At 39.0% G+C, this 25,190-nt stretch carries 14 protein-coding genes and 1 pseudogene; 9 read left to right on the top strand and 6 right to left on the bottom strand.

The annotated features are described in order from the left end of the window. Nucleotides 1–18: 18 nt before the first annotated feature. Genes entS through fes form a run of 4 tightly spaced genes read right to left on the bottom strand, consistent with a single transcriptional unit; the run spans nt 19 to nt 9,874 of the window. A complete protein-coding gene (gene entS / locus AC056_RS13765; RefSeq protein WP_077163930.1) occupies nt 19–1,269 on the bottom strand; it encodes an enterobactin transporter EntS in 1,251 nt (416 codons plus the stop codon). Further along, nucleotides 1,266–8,417 (bottom strand): non-ribosomal peptide synthetase, encoded by a 7,152-nt coding sequence (locus tag AC056_RS13760; RefSeq protein WP_077163929.1) that lies wholly within the window; start codon nt 8,415–8,417, stop codon nt 1,266–1,268. Before AC056_RS13760 ends, entS begins: the two co-directional genes overlap by 4 nt. 12 nt (nt 8,418–8,429) lie before the next feature. Further along, nucleotides 8,430–8,645 (bottom strand): MbtH family protein, encoded by a 216-nt coding sequence (locus AC056_RS13755; RefSeq protein WP_039253723.1) that lies wholly within the window; start codon nt 8,643–8,645, stop codon nt 8,430–8,432. A 29-nt stretch (nt 8,646–8,674) separates the two neighbouring features. Then, the gene (gene fes, locus AC056_RS13750; RefSeq protein WP_077163928.1) at nt 8,675–9,874 is read right to left on the bottom strand and encodes an enterochelin esterase; all 1,200 of its coding nucleotides are present in this window, start codon (nt 9,872–9,874) and stop codon (nt 8,675–8,677) included. 265 nt (nt 9,875–10,139) lie between these two features. Here fes and AC056_RS13745 point away from each other — a divergent pair, with 265 nt between their 5' ends. The 5 genes and pseudogenes from AC056_RS13745 (at nt 10,140) to AC056_RS19900 (ending at nt 14,744) form a co-directional block, all read left to right on the top strand. After that, the gene (locus AC056_RS13745) at nt 10,140–10,910 is read left to right on the top strand and encodes an SDR family oxidoreductase (protein WP_004708802.1); all 771 of its coding nucleotides are present in this window, start codon (nt 10,140–10,142) and stop codon (nt 10,908–10,910) included. Between the two features lie 44 nt (nt 10,911–10,954). Next, nucleotides 10,955–12,178: an isochorismate synthase gene (locus tag AC056_RS13740; RefSeq protein ID WP_077163927.1), complete on the top strand. Its 1,224-nt coding sequence runs from the start codon at nt 10,955–10,957 to the stop codon at nt 12,176–12,178. Nucleotides 12,179–12,189: 11 nt separating this feature from the next. Next, complete coding sequence (locus AC056_RS13735) at nt 12,190–13,854, top strand: (2,3-dihydroxybenzoyl)adenylate synthase (protein WP_077163926.1); 1,665 nt, start codon at nt 12,190–12,192, stop codon at nt 13,852–13,854. A gap of 20 nt (nt 13,855–13,874) precedes the next feature. Then, nucleotides 13,875–14,525: pseudogene (locus AC056_RS13730) on the top strand (isochorismatase family protein); the annotation flags it as partial. Nucleotides 14,526–14,543: 18 nt separating this feature from the next. Further along, on the top strand, nt 14,544–14,744 hold the full coding sequence (locus tag AC056_RS19900) for a phosphopantetheine-binding protein (RefSeq protein ID WP_373368118.1): 201 nt from the start codon (nt 14,544–14,546) through the stop codon (nt 14,742–14,744). Between the two features lie 46 nt (nt 14,745–14,790). On the opposite strand, the gene AC056_RS13725 is transcribed toward AC056_RS19900, so the two are convergent. After that, nucleotides 14,791–17,940 (bottom strand): multidrug efflux RND transporter permease subunit, encoded by a 3,150-nt coding sequence (locus tag AC056_RS13725; RefSeq protein WP_077163924.1) that lies wholly within the window; start codon nt 17,938–17,940, stop codon nt 14,791–14,793. A gap of 217 nt (nt 17,941–18,157) precedes the next feature. On the opposite strand from AC056_RS13725, the gene AC056_RS13720 reads away from it, so the two are divergent. Both AC056_RS13720 and AC056_RS13715 read left to right on the top strand, forming a co-directional pair. Then, nucleotides 18,158–20,110 carry a TonB-dependent receptor plug domain-containing protein gene (locus AC056_RS13720; RefSeq protein WP_077163923.1) on the top strand — a complete coding sequence of 651 codons (1,953 nt, stop codon included), beginning with the start codon at nt 18,158–18,160 and terminating at the stop codon, nt 20,108–20,110. 140 nt (nt 20,111–20,250) lie between these two features. Continuing rightward, on the top strand, nt 20,251–20,652 hold the full coding sequence (locus AC056_RS13715; protein WP_077163922.1) for a transcriptional repressor: 402 nt from the start codon (nt 20,251–20,253) through the stop codon (nt 20,650–20,652). Between the two features lie 71 nt (nt 20,653–20,723). On the opposite strand, the gene AC056_RS13710 is transcribed toward AC056_RS13715, so the two are convergent. Next, nucleotides 20,724–22,505, bottom strand: a complete 1,782-nt coding sequence (locus AC056_RS13710) for a bifunctional metallophosphatase/5'-nucleotidase (protein ID WP_077163921.1) — start codon at nt 22,503–22,505, stop codon at nt 20,724–20,726. 307 nt (nt 22,506–22,812) lie between these two features. On the opposite strand from AC056_RS13710, the gene ppk1 reads away from it, so the two are divergent. Together ppk1 and pqqA are read left to right on the top strand one after the other, a co-directional pair. Further along, on the top strand, nt 22,813–24,888 hold the full coding sequence (ppk1, locus tag AC056_RS13705) for a polyphosphate kinase 1 (protein ID WP_077163920.1): 2,076 nt from the start codon (nt 22,813–22,815) through the stop codon (nt 24,886–24,888). Between the two features lie 224 nt (nt 24,889–25,112). After that, nucleotides 25,113–25,187 carry a pyrroloquinoline quinone precursor peptide PqqA gene (gene pqqA, locus AC056_RS13700; protein WP_001982218.1) on the top strand — a complete coding sequence of 25 codons (75 nt, stop codon included), beginning with the start codon at nt 25,113–25,115 and terminating at the stop codon, nt 25,185–25,187. The last annotated feature ends 3 nt before the right edge of the window (nt 25,188–25,190 follow it).

Raw genomic sequence — 25,190 nt, 5'->3', positions numbered from 1 at the left:
CTTCTTTTTATTTAGAGATTAATTTTCTTGTAATTTAGGATCTTGGAATCCTGTTTCACGCATATCTTGAGAGTTGAATAGGAACATAAATCCTACTGCAAAGCTTAGTATGCCAAAGAAGAGGATACTTCCTGATATTGGTAAAAACCGAGTTAAAAGACCTAAAGTTGTAGTGGCAATCGAATCGCCTAACGCATCTTGTGCGAGCCAGATGGCGTTAATCCGCCCTAGATATTCATCAGGCGTATGTCCTTGCACAATGCTGTATTGAAGCAAGTTGGCAATCGACATCAAATATCCGAACACACATAAAATTGGTAAAGTCACGATGAGCCAAGGTGAAAGTCCAATCATAATCATGCAACCAAAAACACCTAAACACGTATAGAGCATAACTAAGCCTGGTCTGAGTAACCGTGTTGTCCATCCACTCAGTAAGGCACCTAAAGTTGAGCCTAAAGGCACGGCCGAATACATAAGTCCGAGTTCAAATGCGCCGCCGTGAAAAATTTCATCTGCCATTTGCGGAAAAATAATACGAATAGCACTGCTAAAACTGAGCAGTGTTCCAATTAAAATGGTGCTACCAACCACTTTATTTTTAAAAACAAATTTAAACCCTTGAGCTAATTGGCTAAGAGGACTCTCACCATTTGATGCATGTTGTGGTTTAAGTGCAGGCAGCCCCATTAATAAAAACACAGTGAGTAAAGTACCCACGGTTGAGACCCAATACACAGTTGCTACACCACTAACCGCAATTAAAATACCGCCGATTGCTGGTGAAATAACAGTTGCAAGACGTACGGATACCATACTGATCGCACGGGCTTGTACAATATTTTCACGGCCTACAATCACAGGCATAATCGCCATCATTGCGGTTACACCTAAAGCACCAAAGAAGCCATCCCATGCTGACAGAAAATAAATTGCATAGAGCGAAGGGTGCTCAAACATGGCGTTGATGGCGAGGCCAGCAAAGCCTAAACCACACACACCACGAGCCAATAAAATTAGCCACTTCCGATCTTTGCGATCTGACAGCAAACCACCAAGTAACAAGCCAATAAACATGGCTATGCCTTCAAAAGCCATTGCAACTGCAACATTTAACGAACTACCCGTAATGTCATAAACTTGTTTTGGAATAGCCACGACCAACATGCCAATCGTTAACAAGGACAATGTGCGGGCAATAAATACATGCCTGAAATGGGCATTACGTTTTAAAAGACTAAAATCGGTCAATAAAGATTTGAAACTCATGGCGTGTGCTCCTCTAAACCGCGCGCCTGACAAATCATGCGGTTTAAAATCGGGCCAAGTGTTTCAAGCTGCTGCGGAGACAATATATCGGTATGGTCCGCTTCACTCAGTCGAACAATATTGAGTTTTTTAACTAAAGGCGACCATTGTTGTTCTGGTTGGATATACGGCAGCAAGTCTTTTTCAGCGACAACTAAGTGTAGTTCACCATCAAAGTTCGGCATCTTATAAGGTTTTAATAAACGGACGGCGTCGCGATAGTTTGCGAAAATATCCTCTTGTAAACGGCGGGTTTCTTCACTTAAAGCCGTATCTGCATCGGCTAAAATATCATTGAAGAATTGAAGCTGCTCTTGTTCGGCTTCTGCATTCATTTCCTCTACCGACAAATCTAACCACTGATGAATTTCAGCAGGGTAAGTGTCTAATAAGCCGAGATAATCAACTTTTTCACCTTGTTCAGTGAGCTTTGCTGCAACTGCATAGGCCACAGTGCCGCCTAGTGAATAACCTAGTAACGTATAAGGTCCAGTTGGTTGTTGGCTACGAATAATCTCAAGTTGTTTTTCAACCAATTCGTCCATATCAGTACTATTTGCCAATAGGCCATCTGGTCGAGGTGACTGCAATCCAATAATGGGTAAATCAGAATGTAAATAACGATTCAGCACCGTATATTGCCATGCCGAACCAGAACCTGGGTAAAAACAGAACAGTGGATGCCCAGAGCCGGAACGGATGGGTAAAATAGGCTGCATGCCAGTTTGTTCAACTTCTGCCAAACGTTCTTGTGTAAGCAGTAAAGCTGCTAAACGTTGAATCGTGACATGACTCATCAATTGACCTATTGGAATGGTCCGCTTAAATACTTTTCGGATTTCAATTGCGAGCTTCATCACCAAAATGGAATGTCCACCAATGGCAAAGAAATCTTCATTCACACCAATATTTTGATCCGTATTTAAAACTTGCTGGAAAATACGTGTCAGTTCGTGTTCAAAAGCAGTGGTGGCGTGCTGTTTTTCTGTATTTGTAGGATTAATTTTTGGTTGGGGCAGCGCTTTACGATCTAGCTTCCCATTATGACTTAATGGGAATTGCTCGACCAACATATAGTGTGTTGGCACCATATATGCAGGAAGCTGTTTCGCCAATTGTTTCTTTAGCTGCACAATGTCCACAGGTGCTGTTGTTTGCAAATAAGCAACTAACTGAACATCAGCTTTATTTTGTTCAGAAGAAATAGGGTGTACAACCACATCAAGACCGCTGAGTAAGCGTAATTGTTGTTCAATTTCACCCAGTTCAATACGTTGCCCACGTATCTTTAATTGGTCGTCAGCACGTCCCACATATTGAATACTTCCGTCTGCATGCCAACGGGCAATATCACCAGTACGGTACATGCGTTGACCTGCTGCGAATGGATTTGCCACAAAACGCGTTGCTGTTAAATCCGCTCGATGCAAATAACCCATGGCCAATTGATGGCCTGCCAAATAAAGCTCACCGTCCACTCCAACAGGAACAGGGCGTAAGTATTGATCTAAAACATAAAGCTGGGTATTCCAGACTGGATAGCCAATTGCAACGCTACTTTCTTCCGGATGTAGTCCCAGTGTTGCGTCCATATAACTCACATCTACCGCAGCTTCTGTTGGGCCATATAAGTTATGCAACTCACAGCTAAAGTGCTCGGTAAATGATTTTGCTAAAGCTGTTGGTAATGCCTCACCACTACAGAATACTCGGCGGATTGGCAAACTTTGGAACTGAGCAGATGACAAAATTTCGGTGGCAGCATTTTCAAAAACAGCCAGCATTGAAGGTACAAAATGTAATGTCGTTATCTGATATTTTTGAATAAGGCTTAATAATACCAATGGATCACGGTGTGCATCTACAGGTGCCATAACCAATCGTGCACCCACTAAATATGACCAGAAAAACTCCCATACCGAAACATCAAAAGTGCATGGCGTTTTTTGCAAAATCGTATCGTCTGCTGATAGTGGATATTCTGATTGCATCCATAAAATACGGTTCACAATGGCTTGGTGAGAAACTATGACACCTTTTGGCTGACCTGTTGTACCCGATGTATAGATTAAATATGCCGGATGCTGTGGGGTAATCACTGTCGTTTTATAGCTGCTCAAATCAACCTTGGTCTCATCAAACAATTCATTAAAAGCAAAGGTAGCTATTGATGGATGGGCAATAGCAGCTAGATCTGGTTGTTCACCAATCACAAGTTTAGATTTGGCATCCTGCAACATAAATTTAATGCGTTCAGACGGATGTTGTAAATCAATAGGTAAATAAGCTGCACCTGCTTCAATCACCGCTAAAATAGTGATACTCAGTTTGACTGATCTTGGTAGGGCAACCGCAACTATCTCTCCAGCCTGCACGCCCATTTTTTGCAATTGCTGAGCTAAAGCACAAACTTGAAAACGTACGTCACTAAAACTGAGCTGATGATTTTCATCTAATAACGCCGTTTGTTCAGGCGTAATTCGAGCTTGTTCTCTGAGTAATTGCTGTAAGGTCGTTGGATGAACTTCATGTTGAGTTTGATTAACTTTCTGGATTAAATCACGCTCTCCAGCAAGTTGTAAGCGATAGTGACCTAGAGAAGTCTCTGGTTCATTTAAGGCAATTTCAATCAATTGAACCATTCGCTCGAGGAAGTGTTCAGGCTGCTCAATTACTCCACGCTGTTCGAGTAATAGCTCAATTTGATGATCAGGAATAACCAGCAAAGCAAGCGGATAATGGCTATAACCGCGATTTGTAAGTTTGGAAATAGCAGCATTACCAAGTCTTTGCTGTAAATACTGGTTATCAGGATAGTTTTCTACGACTAGCAAACTATCGAAAAGATTGCCTTGTCCGACTAATTGCTGAATTTCACCCAGACCCAAACCATCATGCTCTAAATGTTCAACATGTAATTGTTGTAACTGAGCCAATTGTTCCCAAAGTGTTTGCTGCATGTTGAGCTTCACACGCACTGGAATCGTATTTAAAAACAATCCGATTTGCTGTTCTAAACCATTAATAGGTGCTGAACGCCCAGAAACAGGTGTACCAAACACAATATCTTCACGGTGAGCATAAATATTTAAAGTCATTGCCCAAATCATTTGCATGAAGACATTGAGCGTGATGCCTTGCTGGCGTAATTTGTGTTGAAGTTTCGCACCCAACTCAGCACTTAAACGATATGAAGTTTCCTGTACAGCTTGCTGTGCTTGATTAAATAAAATAAGTGGCTGTAAATCTGCTAAATCACGTTGCCAAATTACTTTTGATGTTTCATGGTCACGTCCAGATAAGGTTTTAATTACCTTTTCATAACTATGTTCAAGCACTGGCAGTTGTTGGTTAGTCTGCTGATAGGCTTTAATAAAGTCTTGTAAAAACAGCGGAGTTGACCAACCATCTGTTAACAGATGATGCACCATAATCAATAATTCGGATTGTTCTGGAGCATGTTGAATTAAGGTTGCCCGAATCAGGCCATAAGGTTGGTCGAGATGAATCGGTTGCTGCAATGCTTCTTGAATGGTTTGCTCAAGCAGATCGGGAGTGACTGAGCAAAACTGAACTGGCCAAGCTTGAGTAGGATGTAATGAATAGATAAAAACAGGTTCTTCAGCTAATTCACTATCAAAATGTCCACCTAATTGAGGGTGACGTTTTAATACGGTAATCAACGCTTGCTGTAAACGTACCGGATCAATATCTCCATTTAAACTAAGACGAGTAAAGGCATTATAATTCGATTGTTTTTCTACTTGAGATAAGAACAGCATGCCTTTTTGCAAAGGAAGCAAAGGTAAAATGGTGCTATTTTTTCCATATTTTTCTTGAACTTTTTGTTCTAGCTCTGCTGAAAATAATGGTTTTGAAATAGCCGCTTGTTGCTCATCTAAACGGGTGAGTTGCGGTGCCATAGCGGCCACTGTTTTAAATTGGAATACATCACTTGGTCTTAAGCCGTAACCACGTTGGCGCAATTGAGTACAAAGCATAATGGCCGAAATACTATCGCCACCTGTCATAAAGAAGTCGTCATCAATTCCAATTGCGTCAAGCTTAAGAACAGATGCAGTAATTTGACATAAAAGTTGTTGTTCAGTCGTTTCGGCCATTCGGCTATGGGTACGAATTTGAGGCTTTGGCAGTGCTTTTTTATCGACTTTGCCACTTACATTTCGTGGAAATTCGGACATAACAGTTAGGGCAGAAGGCACCATATATTCAGGTAAGTTTTGACGTAACTGACTTAAATATTGCTGACTTAATTGCTCACTGGTTTTTTCATCAAGTTCAATGTCTTTGACCACACAATAACCGAGTAAACGATGACTATTATTAATCGGTTCTGCAATGACTACTGCGCTTTCAACATTGGCTAAAATCGAAAGTGCATTTTCAACTTCACCAATCTCAACACGATAACCACGAATTTTAATCTGGTCATCACAGCGCCCCATAAATTCAAGTTTACCCGCGCTATTCCAGCGGACTAAATCACCCGTGCGGTACATGCGCTGTCCATGTTCAAATGGATTTGCTACAAAGCGGGTAGCACTTAAGTCAGCACGACCTAAATAACCATTGGCAATACCAAAGCCAGAAATATAAAGCTCACCAATCACGCCAGTCGGACATCGCTGCAAGTGGCGATCGAGTACATAGGCCTGTGTATTACCAATAGGGTTACCAATGACAGGTCGAGCGGTCTGTTTTAATTCTGCTCGGAAAGTATCAACCGTATATTCTGTTGGGCCATATAAGTTATGTGCAAAAAGCGCTGGCTGAGCATTTAGCTGTTGCCATAAAGCTAACGGTGCAGCTTCACCACCAATCAAAATAAGACTTGGATGATGCTGATTTTCAGCAAATAAACCATTCGTCATCATTTGCGCACAAAAAGATGGTGGTAAATCAAGTGTATCGATTTGTCGTTGCTGAATCTCTTGCACTAAACCAAATGCATCTCGACGCATGTTTTCATCGAAAATATGTAGCTCTTGGCTCCATAACATCCAGAAAACTTGCAACCAAGATGAGTCAAACGAGAAAGAGTGGGTATGCGCTGCACGTAACGGACGGTTAGGGAAACGCTGATTTACAGCTTCTAATACGGGCCAGTAAATGGTTGGTTTATGTGACAAAATGAGGTTGAGTAAAGAACCATGTGTATTCATTACACCTTTAGGACGGCCCGTACTTCCCGAGGTAAAAATGACATAAGCGACGTCTTGGAAATCGAATTTACGATTTTCGGCAGGAATATCACTCGCATCTTGCTTTCGAATTTGCGTTTGAACGTCTTCATGATCAAGATATAGCTGTTGAATATTTTTAGGTAATTGCTGTGCAAGAGCTTGTGTCGTTAATACAAATAATGGATTTGCATCTTCACACATCATTTGCATACGATCGATTGGATAATCTAAATCGAGAGGTAAGAAACTCGCACCAGAATTGAGTACAGATAACATCACCACAACTGAGTCAATCGAACGAGGAATAGCTCCAGCAATGACAGTTTGCTTTTTGGCTCCATTTTCTTGTAAAAAACGAGTGAGTTGATTCACTTGTACTGCAAGCTCAGCAAAACTCAGATGCATAAGGTTTGGACGTTCACCACTCACAATTGCGGTACGTTCGGGATACTTTTTAACTTGTTCATAAAAAATATCTAGAACATTATTATATTGTTCGGGGTGACTAACACGTGGTCCAATACCACTTTGGGTCAGGACAGCAAGTTCATGCTGTGGGGTAATATTAAAACTATTCCATTGTTGTTCTGGTTGAATCAGCGCTTGTTCAAGCAATAGAGTTAAACGTTGCCCATACATAAAGAGCTCATCTTGTGTATAGCGCTCTGAATCTGCACGAAGTTCTATAATGAGTTCTTGATCTTGAACAATAAAAGAAAACTCAAAATCATCAATTGGTCCTGTAGAAATGTGGTGTGTTTTAACTTTTTCACCATCTAACATCAAGTCTTGGTCAAAAGCTTTATAGTTTAAAATAGGGCCATACATTCGTTCATAAATGTCGATACTATTTAAATCTCTTAAAATTTGTTCAGCATCGTATTTCTGATGTGGACGTATCTGCTGCAGTTGTGCCTGTACATGCAGCGCTAAACTCGCCCAACTATCTTTTTCACTCACACTGAACTTTACCGGTAAGACATTTACTGCGGGTAAAGTCGAGCGAATTGCTTTTGAACCTAAACGGCGCATAAATGGAATACCGACAACCAATTCTGCTTTATCGGTCATTTTGTAAATATATTGTAATGACAATGACATCATCATGTCATTCAAACCGACTTTGAGATTTGAAGCAATCTGTTGTATCAGGGCAAAAATTCCTGAAGAAAAACGAAGGTGATGCTTAACAAATTGTGCTGTTGTTTTCGCTGCCAAGTGATGAGTACTTAAAGTGACAGGACTCGGTAAATCTTGGCAATATGACTTCCAGAAGTTCTGATCTTGCTTAAATTGATGGCTATTTTCATAAGCCTGACGCTCAGAAATAACATCATTGATGCCAATGAACGGAGAAGCTGAAAGGTCTTTTTCTTCTTGTAATTGTTGATAGAGTTCAACAATACGTTTGGTCAGGTTAATCATGCTAAAGCCATCCAGCATGATGTGGTGATAGCGTTGGTACCAATACACTTTATCATGCGTCGTAAATAACACCTGACGGTATAAGTGATTATCGGTTTCTTTAAGTGATTTTGCGCATAACCGATCTGTTGGCATCCAATCCCATAAACGTTGCTGAGCTTTTTTAGGCGTTAAATGACAAAAATTAAATTCTTCTATTTGTATTTGAACTTGATTGTTAAGCTCAATAAACGGTTGAGACGCGTCAGATGAATATGAAGCAATGACCGTATCGGCTTCATTTAAACCAATTTGAATGGCTTGTTTAAATAATGAAAGATCAACCGATTTAGGAAGTTCAAGACAGTGAGCAATGGTATATAGATCATTAATAGAACTTAAATGATCGGCAAGAAATATCCCCAATTGTGTAGAAGTAAGCTCAAAGCGTGTTGGCCCAGAAAGCTCTTGGGTAAACTCATTATGTAATGCTTGATTCATGACTGTTCTCCATTACGCTTGTTGAAAAGGATTAATGGTTAACCAATGCTTTTCTACATATGCAATACATGAAGCCCGCGTATCTGGTCCATGCTGAATATCCCACCCCGATGGCACCTGATGTTGAGCAGGCCATAAACTGAACTCACCTTGCTGATTTTTTAGAACTTGAAAAGATAAACTTTCGTTATCAAATGGATTGATATAATTTTCCTGTAAGTTACTCATGATATTGTTATCCTTGATGAAACAAATGGTTATAGTGAAAGTGTTTGTTGCAATGCCTTAAGCAAGTCAGTGCGCCAGTTCACGGCATCATGTCCGCCCGGAAAAGTCTGAAAACTCACTTGATTGAATGATTGCAATTGTTGATAAAGCTGAAGGGCATCGTCCCGCATATCGGTTTCATACGTGCCGGCACTGATATAAATTTGAGTTGTTTTTGATAATTGATCAGATAAGTTTTGAAGCAGTTCTAAAAAATTACCTTTGTGTTTTCGCCCTAAAATACTGTTTGAAAAATCTGACCACCAATAAGATCCAGATTGCAAAATTAGGGAAGTAAAAATGGTCGGAAACAGCAAAGCGCTATGTAAAGCACATAAACCACCTAGACTTTGACCACATAACGTAATGTCGGTTTTAGAAATAAACGAATATTCTTTTAGGAGCATTTCAATGAGTTCTTCAACCAACGCCCGACTAAATGCTTCATGACAACCATAATCTTGTTGGCGTTGTTGACTATTTAAACTATGGACAAAAACATAAATTGCTGGACGAATCTTATTTGAATCAGTCAAATGTTGAATTTCGGGCAGAATTGAAAGCTCTCGACTCCAGATTTGGCCATCAAGCAAAATAACTAATGGCAGACTTTCTTCTGCTAATTCACCACTAATAAAAATATCGACCAAATAATCCTGTTGGCATAAGCGACTTGACCATTTAAATGTCTTTGTAATTGGGCAATCGCTTATTAAAGATTTTGTGTTCTCGAGTTGAATCTGATTGATATAACGCGCTAAATGTCCTGTATAAACTGCTTGGTGGCTTAAAGGATCAATTTGAGCATTTTGTTTAAGCTGTGTCTGCCACCATGAGCGGCGTGTGGACGCGCAATCTGTTTTTGGCGCTTCTTCACTAGCCGTAACTACAACATAACTACCAGCCCAAGCTAGAGGCAGCTCTATTTCAAAAAAATGTACATCTGTCCCAGCTATACGGCTAAAACGATTCCACTTTTGATAGATAGAAGGGCTTTGTGAATAAATATCAATATAAACAAAGGTACTTTCTTTAGGCTCAGGACTACGCCAAACAAAGGTACAGAGCGCTTTATTTTTTTGTAGGTTAACGAGTGGGCTACCTACTTTTTTAATGGTATTCCACCAGACTTCACTCCCAACATTGAGTTGTTGAAATAGGGGATGTAAAGGATGAGAAAATGGCTTCATTTTGAGTCCATCTCGACAAGAAAGCGCGGTCAAATTATCAAAATGATTCTCATTAGTAAATGAAAACAATTATCATTATAATCAATAAAGAAATGCTTATTTTTATAATATTAATTAAAAACAATAACTTAATTTAAAATTATGGTTAATAAATAGCTGGATTTAGATTGTAATCATATGTTTGATATTTATTGCACTTGATAATAATGATAATTATTTGCAATTATGTTGCGCAATTTAATATCGCTTCAAACAGGAGTTAAATATGAGCTCTACCATCGTGGTCACAGGTGCTGCAAGAGGTATTGGAGCTGCTATTGCAAAAAAATTATTGCAGCAAGGGCATCAAGTGATTGGTATTGATCAACAGGAAAACCCAGAACAATGGGAAATCATTCAAAAGCTAGAAAACCGTGAAATATCACGTTGGCAAGGAATTTCACAAGATATTACACAGCAACAAACTACTCAAAATTTGATTGCAGAGCTTTTGGAAAAGCACAACATTACAGGCTTAGTAAATGCAGCGGGCGTATTAATTATGCGTTCTATGCTTGAAGCAAAACCGGAAGATTGGCAAACACTTTTTGCGGTGAATGTCATGGCACCCATCGCAATTAGTCAACAACTTGCCAAGCACTTTTGTGAAAAAAAACAGGGAAGTATTGTCACTATTAGCTCAAATAGTGCACGTATGCCACGTATGCAGCTCGGCATGTATGCAACGAGTAAAGCGGCACTGAGTCATTACTGCCGTAATCTTGCACTTGAAATCGCACCTCATCAAGTCAGACTCAATATTGTTTCGCCAGGTTCTACTTTAACGCAAATGCAACAACAGCTTTGGACAGACAATTCGCCTCCACCTGCTGTTATTGATGGCGACTTAAACCAGTACCGCACTGGCATTCCACTTAGAAAACTTGCCCAGCCTGAAGATATCGCTAATACCGTTAGCTTTTTACTTTCAGACCAAGCAGCACAAATTACTATGCAAGAAATTGTGGTCGATGGGGGAGCCACATTAGGCGTTTAAATATTAATTCATCACAACAAAATAATTTTATAAGGAGTTGCGAGATGTCGGTACAGCATCCGTATTTTATCCAACGAGAAAATTTTACTGAAAGCAGAATTACACTCGCAAAAGAAGTTTTAAATTGCACTGATAACGCTGGTTTTATATTTACGACTCCTGAATACATCATATCGAGTCATCAAAAACTTAAAGATATTGAGGTTACAAAAGACACTCAGCTAAAAGATTGGCTAAACGAAGCCCGTCTACAATTACAACAAGCAATTGCAGATGGTTATAGCGATGTCAAGGTTATGGGTGGGTTGCCATTTAGTTCATCGGCAGATGTCAATTTAATGCTAATGCAAGATACCAAGGTTTACCAGAAAGCTTTATTTTCACAAACTGATATTAATCTTGATGACTTAATCTTAAAGCAGGCCGATTATTTACCTTTAGGTGAACACTATAAACAACAGGTTGAATATTTAGTACAACAAATGCGGGCACAAAAGCTAGATAAAGCAGTACTTGCTCGTATCTTACAACTTGAATTTGAAGAGAATCTTCCAATCTCAGATGTATTTTATAACTTGGCCAAGCATAATCCTGAAGGATATAACTATGCAGTCGCAAGACACCCTCAAAGCGAAGGTTGGTTTGTTGGTGCAAGTCCTGAACTATTAATTGCAAAGCAAAATAATAAAATCTGGAGTAAACCTGTTGCGGGCACATTAGCACGCGATGATGATCCGATTGTTGACCAAAATAATGCAAGAGCATTACTAGCTTCACAAAAAGATCAACATGAGCATGCTCTTGTCATCGAAATGATTGCTGATGAACTCACACCTTTCTGCAAGCAACTGCATGTGCCCAAACAGCCTTCACTTATTCGCACCAAACGTCTTTGGCACTTGGCCTCACACATTACGGGTGAGCTTAAGCAAGCCGATACTCATGTTTTTGACTTAATTGAACGTCTACATCCGACACCTGCAATTTGTGGTGAGCCAAGCCCTGTAGCAAAAAATTTGATTCAGCAACTTGAACCATTTAACCGTGAACTATTCGCTGGAACCATGGGTTGGGCCGATGCCGAAGGTAACGGTGAATGGTCGGTGACTGTTCGCTGTGCTCGTATTTATCAAAATATTGCCCGTTTATTTGCCGGTGCCGGAATTGTGGAAGCCTCACGTCCACAAGCTGAACATGCCGAAACTGCTGCAAAGTTCCGTACTGTACTTGATGGCTTGCACATTTCACCAGACCAATTACCACGATAAGGAATAAATAAATGACAACTAAGAATTATTTAGTTGGCGCTGTGCCATATCCAGCTGAATTTGCTGAGGTTTACCGTAAAAAAGGTTATTGGCTTGGACAAAACTTGAGTGATTTCTTGCGTGAAAGTGCTCAAAAGTATGCGAAAAATATTGCAATTTATGATGGTGATAAAGCTGTTAGCTATGAAGAATTTGACAACCTAGTTGATTGTTGTGCCAACCATTTATATCAATATGGCTTACGTGCGGGCGATAAAGCCGTCGTACAAATGCCAAACTGCTATCAGTTCTATATTCTATTTTTTGCACTGATTCGATTAGGTGCTTTACCTATCATGTCTTTACCTGCCCATCGATATGCCGAACTCAGTAGCTTTTTTAAACAGACGCAAGCTAAAGCTTATTTCTGCGCAGATTTTGGCGCCCAAAAATTTGATTACCGAGAGCTTGCTGAAAAGCTTCAGCAAACAGCACCTTGCTTAGAGCATGTATTTGTACTTGGTGATTCTGGTAATTTTGTTGCTATCGAAAATCTATTAAAAGAAACAGAAATTCTAGCGGAAGCAATCTCGCCAACTACAGCAAATCAAGTGGCTTTTTTACAGCTTTCAGGGGGCAGCACAGGTGTTCCTAAACTGATTCCACGTACCCATGACGACTATCTATATAGCGTACGTGAGAGTGCCAAAATTTGCGAACTCAATCAGACTTCACGTTTATTGATGGTTTTACCTGCGGCACATAACTTTTCAATGAGCTCGGCTGGTTCTTTAGGCATTTTTTATGCTGGTGGCGCAGTGGTTTTAGGTACAGATCCAAGCCCTGAAACTGCATTTCCACTTATTAAAAAACACGGTGTGACAGATGCTTGTTTGGTTCCTGCCTTGGTTCGACCGTGGATGGATAAAGCAACCAAAGATCAAGATCCAATATTATCGACTCTACGTTGTTTACAAGTCGGAGGCGCGCGTTTACCCGATGCTGTTGCCTTACGTTTAATTGATGAGTTTAAGGTTAATTTGCAACAGGTCTTTGGAATGGCTGAAGGGCTAGTGAACTACACCCGTTTTGGTATGTCAAAAGAACAAATTATTCATACTCAAGGTTTAAAAATATCACCAGATGATGAAATTTTAGTACTAGATGATCATGACCAACCCGTAGACGCTGGAGAGGTAGGGCATTTACTCACTCGTGGTCCTTATACCATTCGCGGCTATTACCAAGCACCAGAGCACAACGCTCATTCTTTTACACCAGATGGTTTTTATCGAACAGGTGATTTAGTGCGTATTCGTGAAGATGGCTGCATTGTTGTAGAAGGGCGTTCAAAAGAACAAATCAATCGTGCTGGTGAAAAAATTGCGACTGAAGAAGTGGAACAAGCTTTATTAACTCATCCACAAATTCGCCTTGCAGCACTGGTTGCTATGCCTGATGAGATGATGGGTGAAAAAAGCTGTGCCTTTATTGCATGGCAATCAAAAAACGATGATCCAAGCCCAATTCGCCTTGCGATGTCAGTTCGTCAACATCTGAAAGATTATGGACTGGCTACCTACAAAATTCCCGATCGTGTCGAATTTATCGAACAGTTTCCATATACAGCCTTTGGAAAAATCGACAAAAAAACACTACGTCAACAATTTGAAACCAACCCCAATGTTCTTGCTTAAAGATAAAAAGGAAAAATTTGATGAGTATTCCTAAAATTGCCAGTTACAGTATGCCTCAAGCCCATGAGTTTACACCTAATAAAACCCATTGGCAGTTGCATACTGATCGCGCCGTGTTATTGGTCCATGACATGCAGCAGTATTTTTTAGACTTTTATGATCAAACTCAAGCCCCTATTCCAGAGCTCATTAAAAATACCAAAGAACTGATTGAAACTGCCCGTAAGTTTAATATCCCTGTTGTCTATACTGCACAGCCCGGTAACCAGACACCTGAACATCGCCAGTTATTAACTGATTTTTGGGGAACTGGTCTAAAAGATGACCCGTATATTACTCAGATTTTGCCGGAAATATCGCCCCAGAAAAATGATACCGTTTTAACAAAATGGCGTTATAGCGCATTTAAGTTTTCACCACTTGAACAACTCATGCGCGAGTCAGGTCGTGATCAACTTATTATTTGTGGTGTTTATGCCCATATTGGCTGCCTCATGAGTGCCGCAGAAGCATTTATGCTAAATATTCAGCCGTTTTTATGCGGAGATGCACTTGCTGACTTTAGCCGTGAAGAACATGATATGGCTTTAAAATATACAAGTACACGTTGTGGGCAAGTCATGACAACTCAGCAAGTCACACGAGCTTGGGCGCTTGAACAAGCAGCCTCGCCATTAACCCAAGCTGGGATTGTTCAAGCGGTAAGTGAGCAACTACAGATTCCAGCTTCGGACATTCAGTTAAATGATGATCTACTCATGCTTGGGCTTGATTCGGTACGACTCATGACTTTAGTGGGTAAATGGCAGGCTTATGGTGCTCAAGTGAGCTTTGAAGATTTGGCAGAACAACCAACTTTAGAAGTATGGATTGAGAAACTAGTCGCTTAAATTTAAACAATAAAAAAAGCAGATCATTGATCTGCTTTTTTTTGTTTTATAAAGAGGAATGATCTTTTCTATATTTAGATACACGTCTAAACCAAACCCGTCCAAGCGACCATTGCAACGTCGGTAAACTATGTATCAAGACAAAGAAAAACACCGTAAATACAGGCACCAGTAAAGTTCCTATAACTACACTGCCAAATACACTCATACCAATTTCATGGCGACTCACTGCACCAGCACCTGTGGCAACAACAAGGGGAATAACACCCGCACCAAAAGCCAGCGAGGTCATTAAAATTGGACGTAAGCGTAGAGCTAAAGCCTCACATGCGGCAGTAACATAGCCTTTACCTTGTTTTATGGCTTTAGTTGCGAACTCCACAATTAAAATCGCGTTTTTACAAGACAAACCAATACCCGTTAGTAACGCGATTTGGAAATACACATCGTTTGGTAAGTTAAAGATTTGAGCAAATACAATAGTTCCCGTAATGCCTAGCGGAAGTCCTAGTAAAATAATAAGAGGCACTTTCCAGCTTTCATATAATGCGGCTAAACATAAGAAAATAAATAAAATAGAGATAATGTATAAAAATAAGGCTTGCTGGCTCGATTGCTGCTCTTGTAACGAGAGACCACTCCATGCGACATCTACACCAGATTGTTTGCTCACCATATCACTTAACTGTTGCATTGCCTGACCTGAACTAAAACCAGAACTAACATTTGCTTCAAGTTGTATTGCAGCAAGTCCCATAAATCTTGTTAGTGTTTCTGGACCACCAGTCCACTCACTTTGACCAAAATGCGCAAGAGAAAGCATTCCACCTGTATTATTACGGACATGCCAATAAGCTAAATCTTCAGGTTTAGAGCGAAATTCAGCATCACCTTGCATAATGATTCGTTTAATTTTGCCTCTTTCAACAAAATCACCCACATAGTTTCCACCCCAAGCAGTCGATAAAGTTGAACGAATCGCTTGTTGATCAATCCCTAATATCTTGGCTTTATTCTGATCGAGTTGAATAAAAACTTCAGCCTTATTTTCACTTACAAGCGGGCTTAAATTTTCAAACGCAGGATAATTGTGAGATTCTTTTTCTAAGGCTTTATATTGTTTAATGAGTTCATTGCGTCCTTGACCATTTACATCTCTGAGCCAAAGTTCTAAGGCATCAGATTGGCCCAAACCAGAAACGCTTGCAGGCATACCCACCATAACTTTGGCTGGTAAGTTTTTTTGCAAGTAATTTTGCGCACGCTCACGTATAGCACTCGCCGTATTGGCTTCACCTTTACGCTCATTCCAATGTTTAAGCGAAACAAAGGCCATACCTAAATTTGGACCGCTTCCCGAAAAATTTTGTCCATTAACTACTAGGACGGTATTAATATTTTTAGCTTCATGTTCAAAGAAATAGTTATTGACCAGTTTACCTACTTCTTGTGTTTGGCTCATAGAAGCACTGTTATGCAAACTATAAGGCACAGCCAACAAACCTTGATCTTCATTTGGAATAAAGCTCGTCGGTAAACTACGATAAATAATGATTAACACAGCAACTAAAGCTAACACCATAAGACATGAAAGTGCTTTAAATTTGATTAAACTTGTTGCTAAAAAACTAAAACCAACTTTAACTTTTTCAAGCAAAGTCTCAAGTTTTTGTCCCCATTTAGGTTGTTGAGTTTGTTTTTTTAATAATACAGCACACAAAGCAGGCGTAATAAACATGGCTACCAATAAAGATAACAACATCGCAGCCGCTAAGGTGATTGAAAACTGGCGGTAAATCATGCCCGTTGAACCACTAAAAAAAGCCATCGGGATAAATACGGCGGTTAGTACCAAGGTAATACCAATTAATGCACCAGTAATTTCCTGCATCGATGCTAAACATGCATCCCGAACACTTAATTGTTGCTCATGCATAAGCCGTTCAACATTTTCAACCACGACAATCGTGTCATCGACCAATAATCCGATTGCTAGAACCAGTGCAAACAGGGTAAGTGTATTAATACTCATTCCAGATAAATACAACACAACAAAGGTACCGCAAATCACAATAGGTACAATAATGGTTGGAATAAGTGTAGCGCGCCAATTTTGTAAAAAGAGATACATGACAATGACGACCAACATCACAGCTTCAAGCAGAGTAATGATGACTTGTTTAATCGACTCTTCAATAAATGGTGTATTGTCACGTGGATAAACAATTTTATATCCAGCAGGTAGATGCTGCTTGAGCTGTTCAATTTTTGCTTTAATTAGACCAGAGGTTTCAATCGCGTTTGCATCGGGACTAAGTGAAATGCCTAAACCAGCAGAAGGATAGCCATTTAGCGTATTAATACTTTCATAGTTTTCGGCACCTAATTCAACTCTCGCTACATCTTTTAAATAAACCAGACTGCCATCTACATTCGCTTTAACGACAACCGATTTAAAATCGTTGACTGTTTTTAGCCGAGAACCTGCAGTGACTTTGGCATAAATATTCTGATCAGCAGCCGAAGGCATGGCACCAATTGAGCCTGCAGCAATTTGAGTATTGTAATCTTCAAGTGCCTGTTCAATATCACTCGGCATAAGTTGATAATTTCTAAGCTGATTTGGATTTAACCAAATACGCATGGCATAACTTGAACCAAATACATCCACCTCACCAATCCCTTGCAGTTGCGAGAGAGGTTGTTCAAAGTGATTGACCATATAGTCCGATAATTCGATATTGCTGGCTTTACCTGTCTCATCGTATAGACCCACAATTAACAGCATATCACCTGTGGTTTTCCAAATATTTACCCCTTGCCGTTGTACTTGCTCGGGGAGACGGTTTAATGCACTGTTAATGCGGTTTTGTACTTGTAGTTGTGCCTTATCAATATCTGTACCAATTTTAAAATGAATATCAATACTGGCCGTTCCTGAAGATTCACTATTTGATGTGAAATAGAGTAAGTTATCCAGTCCTTTGATTTGTTGTTCTAAAATCTGATTTACGCTTTCTTCAACAGTTTCAGCAGACGCACCTCGGTAATTAGCAACCACTGTGACACTTGGAGGAGCTAAGTTTGGATAACGCTCAACGGGCATTGCACGAATAGAAAAAAAACCAAAAATAAGAATAGTGATGGCAATGACAGATACAAAAATAGGGTGATAAATAAAAAATCGAGAGAGCATTGTTATGTCTACTTTAAGCTTGTTTTCAATAGGTTTTTAGGCACACCAAATTGTAATATTAACTTTTTTAAATCAAACAAACAATAATGATTATCATTATATAAATAATAATTACTTTTATCTTGAACAATAAAAGTCATGAGGCTATCATGCTCGGCACATCATAAATGATAACAATTATCATATGGTAATCGTTATAAAATATAAGGACCGAGAAATGACATTAACGAAAAAGGCGCTGGTGGTCGCTCTCTCAACACTGCTTCCATTCGCAGTCCAAGCAAATATAGATATTGAGCAACAGGGTACAAATGAACCTGTTCAAAAACTTAAAACTATTGTGGTTTCTGCTGCTTTAAAAGAACAAGATGTAGATAAAGCACCTGCATCCATTAGTGTCATCACAAGTGAAGACATTGAACGTAGTGCAGCACTTAGCCTTGCAGACGTTTTACAAAAACAAGCAGGAGTTTATAACTATAACAGTGGACAGGACAAAATTATTATCCGAGGGATGCAAGATACGTCTGGTAGTTATACTTTAATTCTAATCAATGGAAAAAGAACATCTTCTCTGGGAGCAATGTGGCGAGGTAATGACTTTGACTGGAGTTCAATTCCATTAAATAGTATCGAACGAATTGAAGTGATTCGCGGACCAATGTCATCGCTTTATGGTTCTGACGCGATGGGTGGCGTAATCAATATTATTACCAAGAAAGCCGAAAATGGCGAACTTCATGGTTCTGTCTTTGGACAATATAACCGAGCCGATCGAGGAAACGGAAAAGATCAATTCCGATACGGATTTAACCTCTTTGGCGGCTTAACCGATAATGTTAGTTTTTCTCTATCTGGTGATTCTTATAATCGTGATGCGTGGTATCGAAATGGAAAACCAGACTCAAATGGTGCCTATTTCGTAGAGAAAGATACTAAGAATGTACATGGGACTTTAAGTTGGGATATCAATGATCAACAAACTTTAGACCTAGATTTGGGTTATACCAAAGATAAACGACCACTTACTCAAGACGCGGCATCTTCGATCCAAGAAGGTGAAGATGAGCGAACCAATGTAGGTATTACCCATCGAGGGAAATGGAGTTGGGGGAAAACAGAAGCTTATATTGGAAAAGAAACTGCTAAAATTTATGACTATGACAGCGAATATAATGCTCCCCAAAGTCGTAATTATAAGCAAGAAAACTTACTAGGTCGTGCTTTTGCCAACTTTGACTGGATGATGAACAACACCACGGCTGGTGTTGATTATAAAGACCAAAAAATCACAGATCCCGTAGGATACACATCTGGCGGGTCTGAACAGAAAAGTTATGGTGTGTTTGTTCAGAACGATACCCATATTAACGATGCACTGACCTTAACTTTAGGTGGTCGTTACGATGACTTTGATAATTTTGATGGCAAAGCAACTGGTAAAGCATATTTAGCTTATCAACTCGCTGAAGGAGTTATTCTTAAAGGTGGTGTTGGTCAAGCTTATAAAGTTCCAGGACCATATCAGTTAGATGCAAATTATGAGTTAATTTCTTGTGGGGGGAGCTGTTTTATTACAGGGAATCCAAATCTAAAACCTGAAGAAAGTACCAACTATGAAGCAAGTCTAATTGTTCGTAAACCAAACTGGAATACTGGTATTACAGTATTTGAAAATGATGTAGAGAACTTAATTGAACGTGTTTCTAATCCTAATTCTCCAAATCCAACCAAATATCCATACAAATGGGATAACGTTGCTAAAGCAAAACTAAAAGGTGTGGAACTCAACGGTGGATATGACTTTAGTGATAATTTAGGGATAACAGCGAATGCAACATATTTGGATGCTAAAAATGAGGTAACTGGTAAAGACCTGACTGAACGTCCTGAATGGTTAATTAATAGCTCACTTTCATGGGCTATTGTTGAAAACTATCGTATGAATTTTGGTGCAAGCTATGTAGGTCATCAAATGTTATCTAGTGGTAAAGAATTACCAGCCTATACGACCTATGACATCACGTTCACTTCGCCCATTACGCCACGTTTAACACTAGACTACGGTGTAAAAAACCTGACCGATGTTGATCTTGAAAATAAAGATGCATCATTTAATACCAAACTTTATGGCCGCAATTACTTTGTGAAAGCGACTTATAGTTTCTAAGTTAAATCTAGACTCAAAGCTTATTCATAGGGGAATAGGCTTTGAGCTTTTCAGTTAGAAAACATCCATAATTTTCAAGTAAATATAGACAAAATAATTTTTAAAACTTTCTATATTTCTAAACTTTAAGGTTAATTAACATGACGACAATATCAAAATCATTATTAAATGGATTACCTATAAAAAAATCGAGAATACAGGTTTTTGAAATCTTAAATCAGAACCCACATGGCTTAAGTGCGGATAGCATTTATGCACAACTTAAAAATGAATATAAAATTACACTAGGCACCATTTACCGAATTTTATCTGAGTTTGAAAATCGCAAACTCGTCAAAAGAGTGTTTTTGGGAAAAAGTAAAAGTATTTATAAGCTCAGAAAAGATAAAATGAGTTGTAACCTGATTTGCCTAAAAACAGCAGAAACTTCAAGTTTTGAGCATGAAAAAGTGAAGGAACTATTGCATGAAGTTATGGATATTATTTTTGCAAATACTGGAGCAGACATCAGCAGTGTAGAACTTAATCTCTATACTGAATGAAAGCTCTTTTAGCTTTTCATATAAAAATAAAGGACAGCTTCGTACTGTCCTTTATACGTCATTAAATGAAATTATTTGATGACTTTAATTCGAGTTGTAGCCGGAATAATGAGTGGTGAATTTTTAGCAACATAGCTTTCAAAGGCATCAATATCTTGACCACCACCAACACGGTTCTGACCATCTTTTAACACAGTAAAGTTGTCACCACCATCTGCCAAGAAGCTATTGACTGTTACACGGTATACCTTGGTGTCAACTAATGGAGAGCCTGCCACCATAATATTGCTTGCTCTCGGTGAAATAGTTGTATTTGCCGAATATTGATAACTTAGCTCTTTAGAAGGCTGTAAAATTTTAGGAGAGTTTGCATTCCCACCAGACCATTGCTGCTCAAGCACATCACGAATTTGTTTACCGGTTAAACTCAGCGTCACAATCGAATTACCAAAAGGCTGAACAGCAAAAATATCACCAAATGTAATTTGATTACTGCTGTTAATCAGTAGGTCGGCACGTACACCACCTGGGTTCATGAGTGTAAAGTCTGAACCTTGGTCGCTTGCTTTAAGAGCAGAGGCTTGTTGTGCATCAGCAATCATATCGCCTAGCGGACTTTCACCACTTTCAGCCTGAGTACGGCTCACAACGGCAGTAGACGTTCCAACCACACGCCCAGAAATAGTTGTTACCGCTTGACGGTATTTGTCTAAAATCGCTTCGATACTTGGTGTCTTACTAAATTTTTGATAAAGATCTGTAAGGCTTACAGTGGTTGTACCTGAAGTATAGGCCTCACTTTGAACCGGAACTTGTTTAGCATCTTTTTTAATAATGTCGCCAGTTTTACCATCTAGCTCGATCTTAATATCAGTAATAAGTGTGCCGTATTGGCCAGCGGAAGTCAGTAAGAACGGTTTAGCCGGGTTTTTAGTTGCATAGTCACAAATATAAGATTGATGCGTGTGACCTGAAACAACAATATCAACTGCCGGATTTAAGCGATCTAAAATACCTAAAATCGGCCCACTTAAACCATCACATGTTTTTTGATTAAGCTTAGTACTTGGTGCTGCACCTTCATGGACAACCACCACAAAAGCCTGAATACCTTGTTTTTGTAGTTCAGGAATAAGGGCATTTACGGTATCGGCTTCATCACGAAACTCAACGTCTTTAATACCAGCTGCAGACACAATGCTTGGAGTTGCTTTAAGTGTTAAACCAATAAATGCAACTGGAATTCCGCCATAAGTTTTGACTTTATAAGCAGGAAAAATCGTTTTGCTTGAATCGTTTTTCATTGCGACGTTAGCGGCAAGGAAGTTAAATTTTGCACCACTAAAGTTTTTATTAATTTGGCAAGGTGCTGTACTTGTGTATTGTTGACAGCCACCATTTTGCAAACGGCGTAACTCATCTGTACCGCGGTCAAACTCATGGTTACCCACAGCATTAAAGTCAATTTGAATATCATTCATGACATCAATCGTAGGTTCATCTAAAAACAACGAAGAAGTGAGTGGGGAAGCGCTAATTAAGTCACCCGCTGAAACAACAGCATTATTGGGATTTTGAGCTCTAAGTTTCTTAATTGCATCTGCAAAGTAACTCACACCACCAACGGGAATGCGTACTGTCTGAGATGCATCATTTGGGTTAGTTGCATCAACATAGCGTTTAGGTGGTTCTAAATTTCCATGAAAGTCGTTAAAAGCTAAAATATCGACCGTCTGGTTACTTCGGGGTGTAGATGTATTTGAATCGCTGTCATTGTTATCATTACAACCAGCTAATAAAGCCATTGCCAGACATAAAGATGTTGTCTTAAATAATATATTTAAAGTCGTCATTTTTTATCAATTGGTGAATTAAGATGCATAAAAAATACGCATACTATATGAATATTTAATGAAAACTAAATCTTTATCAAAATCAGATGATCTTTAAAAAATTAATGCTAAGATGATAATAGATACCCATAAACGTAAGGAAATAAGCAAAAGGTTAAAATAGATCGTAATTTTTAAGGTTTTCATAAAAAATTCATGAATTTGCAATAAAGTAGTTACAAAATGTCCGGTGAATAAAATCGGTTATACATTATTAAATTAATCTTTTTTATTCATGTACAATTTTTATCAATTATAAGAGTCAAGAATGACATCATTACCTACATTATCTAGCCCAAACCAGCATAATTTAGAAACGTATATTAATAGAGAACTCTCTTTATTAGAGTTTCATAAGCGAGTGCTTGCTCAGGCCAAAGATATTGAACATCCATTACTTGAACGTTTAAATTTTTTAATCATTTTTTCGCGCAATCTGGATGAGTTTTTCGAAATCCGTGTGGCAAGTTTAATCCAGAAAATTAGCTTAATGAGTCAAGCAACTGGGCCAGAAGGCTTGCCATTAGTAGAAGTATTAAAACAAATTTCGAAAAATGCGCATGAAGCCGTTGAAGAACAATATAACATTTTAAATTATACCTTGTTGCCACAGCTACAAGGTTATGGTGTTCACTTTATTCAGCACGGCGATATATTAGAAAAGCATAAAGACTGGATTAAAGAGTACTTTTTCAAAGAAGTACAACCTGTGGTTACTCCAATTAGTTTAGACCCAGCACATCCATTTCCAAGATTGGTCAATAAAAGCCTTAATTTTATTGTGACTTTGGAAGGTAAAGATGCTTTTGGACGCCAAATTGATTTAGCGATTGTCCCAGCACCACGCTCTTTACCAAGACTGGTTAAAATTCCAGAGCATATTTCTGGTGGTGCAGAACATTACATTTTGCTCTCGGCTATTATTCATCAGCACATTTCAGATTTATTCCCGGGCATGAAGGCCACAGGCTGTCATCAATTTCGTGTAACCAGAAATGCCGATTTAACAGTTTCTGAAGATGTAGAAGACTTGGCCGTGGCTTTAAAAGGTGAGTTATCTTCCCGCCGTTTTGGTCAAGCGGTTCGTTTAGAAGTAGCAAAAAAATGTCCTGAAGAAATTGCAAACTATTTATTAGAGCAATTTGATTTAGATGCTGAACATCTTTATTACGTCGATGGTCCCGTCAACCTAGCCCGTTTTATTTCAAACTTTGATTTGCCAGATTTACGCTATAAACCGTATCAACAAGTTTTACCAAAACTCCTCTATAGTAAAAAGCCAATTTTTGATGTGTTAAAAGCAGGGGATGTTTTACTTCATCATCCGTTTGACTCATTTGCACCTGTCATCAAGTTTCTTCGGGAAGCTGCCCAAGATCCGAATGTCTTGGCAATTAAACAAACCTTATACCGTAGTGGAGCGAACTCGGAAATCGTTCAACTTCTTGCAGAAGCTGCACGTAACGGAAAAGAAGTTACTGCGGTCATTGAGTTACGGGCACGTTTTGACGAAGAGTCCAATATTGAAGTAGCTAACGTATTGCAAGAAGCGGGCGCAGTTGTGGTTTATGGCATTGTTGGTTATAAAACTCACGCTAAAATGATTTTAGTTGTTCGCCGTGAACAAGACAAAATGAAAAGATATGTCCACTTAGGTACAGGTAACTATCATGCAGTGAATGCCAAAATATATACCGATTTTGGCCTGCTTACGAGTGATGCCGAAATTTGTGAAGACGTGCATAAGATTTTCCAAGAACTTACTGGTATGGGCAAAATGGCAAAGCTTAAAAAACTTTTTCATGCACCTTTTACCTTGCATTCTCAGTTGCTAGAGCTAATTGAACAAGAAATTAAAAATAGTCTTGCTGGCAAGAAGGCACATATCATCATTAAGGTGAATGCCCTTACGGAACCACAACTCATCAGTGCGCTTTATAAAGCTTCTCAAGCGGGTGTACGAATTGATTTAATTATTCGTTCAATTTGCTGTTTAAGACCACAAGTTGCAGGGTTGTCAGATAATATTCGAGTACGTTCAATTGTTGGCCGTTATTTAGAACATACTCGGGTTTACTATTTTTATAATGATAGTGATACAAAAGTGTTTTGCGCTAGTGCAGACTGGATGGAACGTAATTTATTTTCGCGTATCGAAACCTGTTTCCCAATCGAAAGTAAAAAATTAAAGAAACAAGTGATTGAAGATGGGCTAAACAATTATCTAAAAGATAATCGTCAAGCGTGGGAGCTACAAGCCGATGGAACTTGGGTGCAATGTCAGCCTAAAGAGGGGCAAGAGCTTTATATTGCGCAGCAACACTTAATGAACTTAGCCGTGTAAAACATCTGCCATAGCAGAATATTCATTTGCTATGGCTTTTTTAATTGCCTTTGATTGATAAGGAGTTATTAAAATTTGGACAAAAAACACAATTATCGAACAATATCTTGTACCAACCTTATCTACAAATGTGACATTTTTAATTAGAATAAATTTTTAATTGCTTTATAAGATTTGATCAAGTGATTCATTTCACAAGATTAATCCTGACTGGAGAAAAATTTATGCAATGGACAAAACCAGCTTTCACTGATTTACGTATTGGTTTTGAAGTAACAATGTACTTTGAAGCACGTTAATTA

It is taken from the genome of Acinetobacter genomosp. 33YU, from assembly GCF_001990725.1.
In the GTDB taxonomy this organism is placed as follows: Bacteria; Pseudomonadota; Gammaproteobacteria; order Pseudomonadales; family Moraxellaceae; genus Acinetobacter; species Acinetobacter seifertii.
The sequence above is the reverse complement of the archived record's forward strand: the minus strand, read 5'-3'. Positions and strand labels throughout refer to the sequence as shown.

What these genes read in the sequence shown, in the direction of transcription:
- AC056_RS13755 (WP_039253723.1), bottom strand. Translation starts at nt 8,645, where the DNA reads ATGAGTAACTTACAGGAAAATTATATCAATCCATTTGATAACGAAAGT.
- AC056_RS13715 (WP_077163922.1), top strand. Translation starts at nt 20,251, where the DNA reads ATGACGACAATATCAAAATCATTATTAAATGGATTACCTATAAAAAAA.
- AC056_RS13725 (WP_077163924.1), bottom strand. Translation starts at nt 17,940, where the DNA reads ATGCTCTCTCGATTTTTTATTTATCACCCTATTTTTGTATCTGTCATT.
- AC056_RS13740 (WP_077163927.1), top strand. Translation starts at nt 10,955, where the DNA reads ATGTCGGTACAGCATCCGTATTTTATCCAACGAGAAAATTTTACTGAA.
- entS (WP_077163930.1), bottom strand. Translation starts at nt 1,269, where the DNA reads ATGAGTTTCAAATCTTTATTGACCGATTTTAGTCTTTTAAAACGTAAT.
- AC056_RS13710 (WP_077163921.1), bottom strand. Translation starts at nt 22,505, where the DNA reads ATGACGACTTTAAATATATTATTTAAGACAACATCTTTATGTCTGGCA.
- AC056_RS13735 (WP_077163926.1), top strand. Translation starts at nt 12,190, where the DNA reads ATGACAACTAAGAATTATTTAGTTGGCGCTGTGCCATATCCAGCTGAA.
- ppk1 (WP_077163920.1), top strand. Translation starts at nt 22,813, where the DNA reads ATGACATCATTACCTACATTATCTAGCCCAAACCAGCATAATTTAGAA.
- fes (WP_077163928.1), bottom strand. Translation starts at nt 9,874, where the DNA reads ATGAAGCCATTTTCTCATCCTTTACATCCCCTATTTCAACAACTCAAT.
- AC056_RS13760 (WP_077163929.1), bottom strand. Translation starts at nt 8,417, where the DNA reads ATGAATCAAGCATTACATAATGAGTTTACCCAAGAGCTTTCTGGGCCA.
- AC056_RS13720 (WP_077163923.1), top strand. Translation starts at nt 18,158, where the DNA reads ATGACATTAACGAAAAAGGCGCTGGTGGTCGCTCTCTCAACACTGCTT.
- AC056_RS13745 (WP_004708802.1), top strand. Translation starts at nt 10,140, where the DNA reads ATGAGCTCTACCATCGTGGTCACAGGTGCTGCAAGAGGTATTGGAGCT.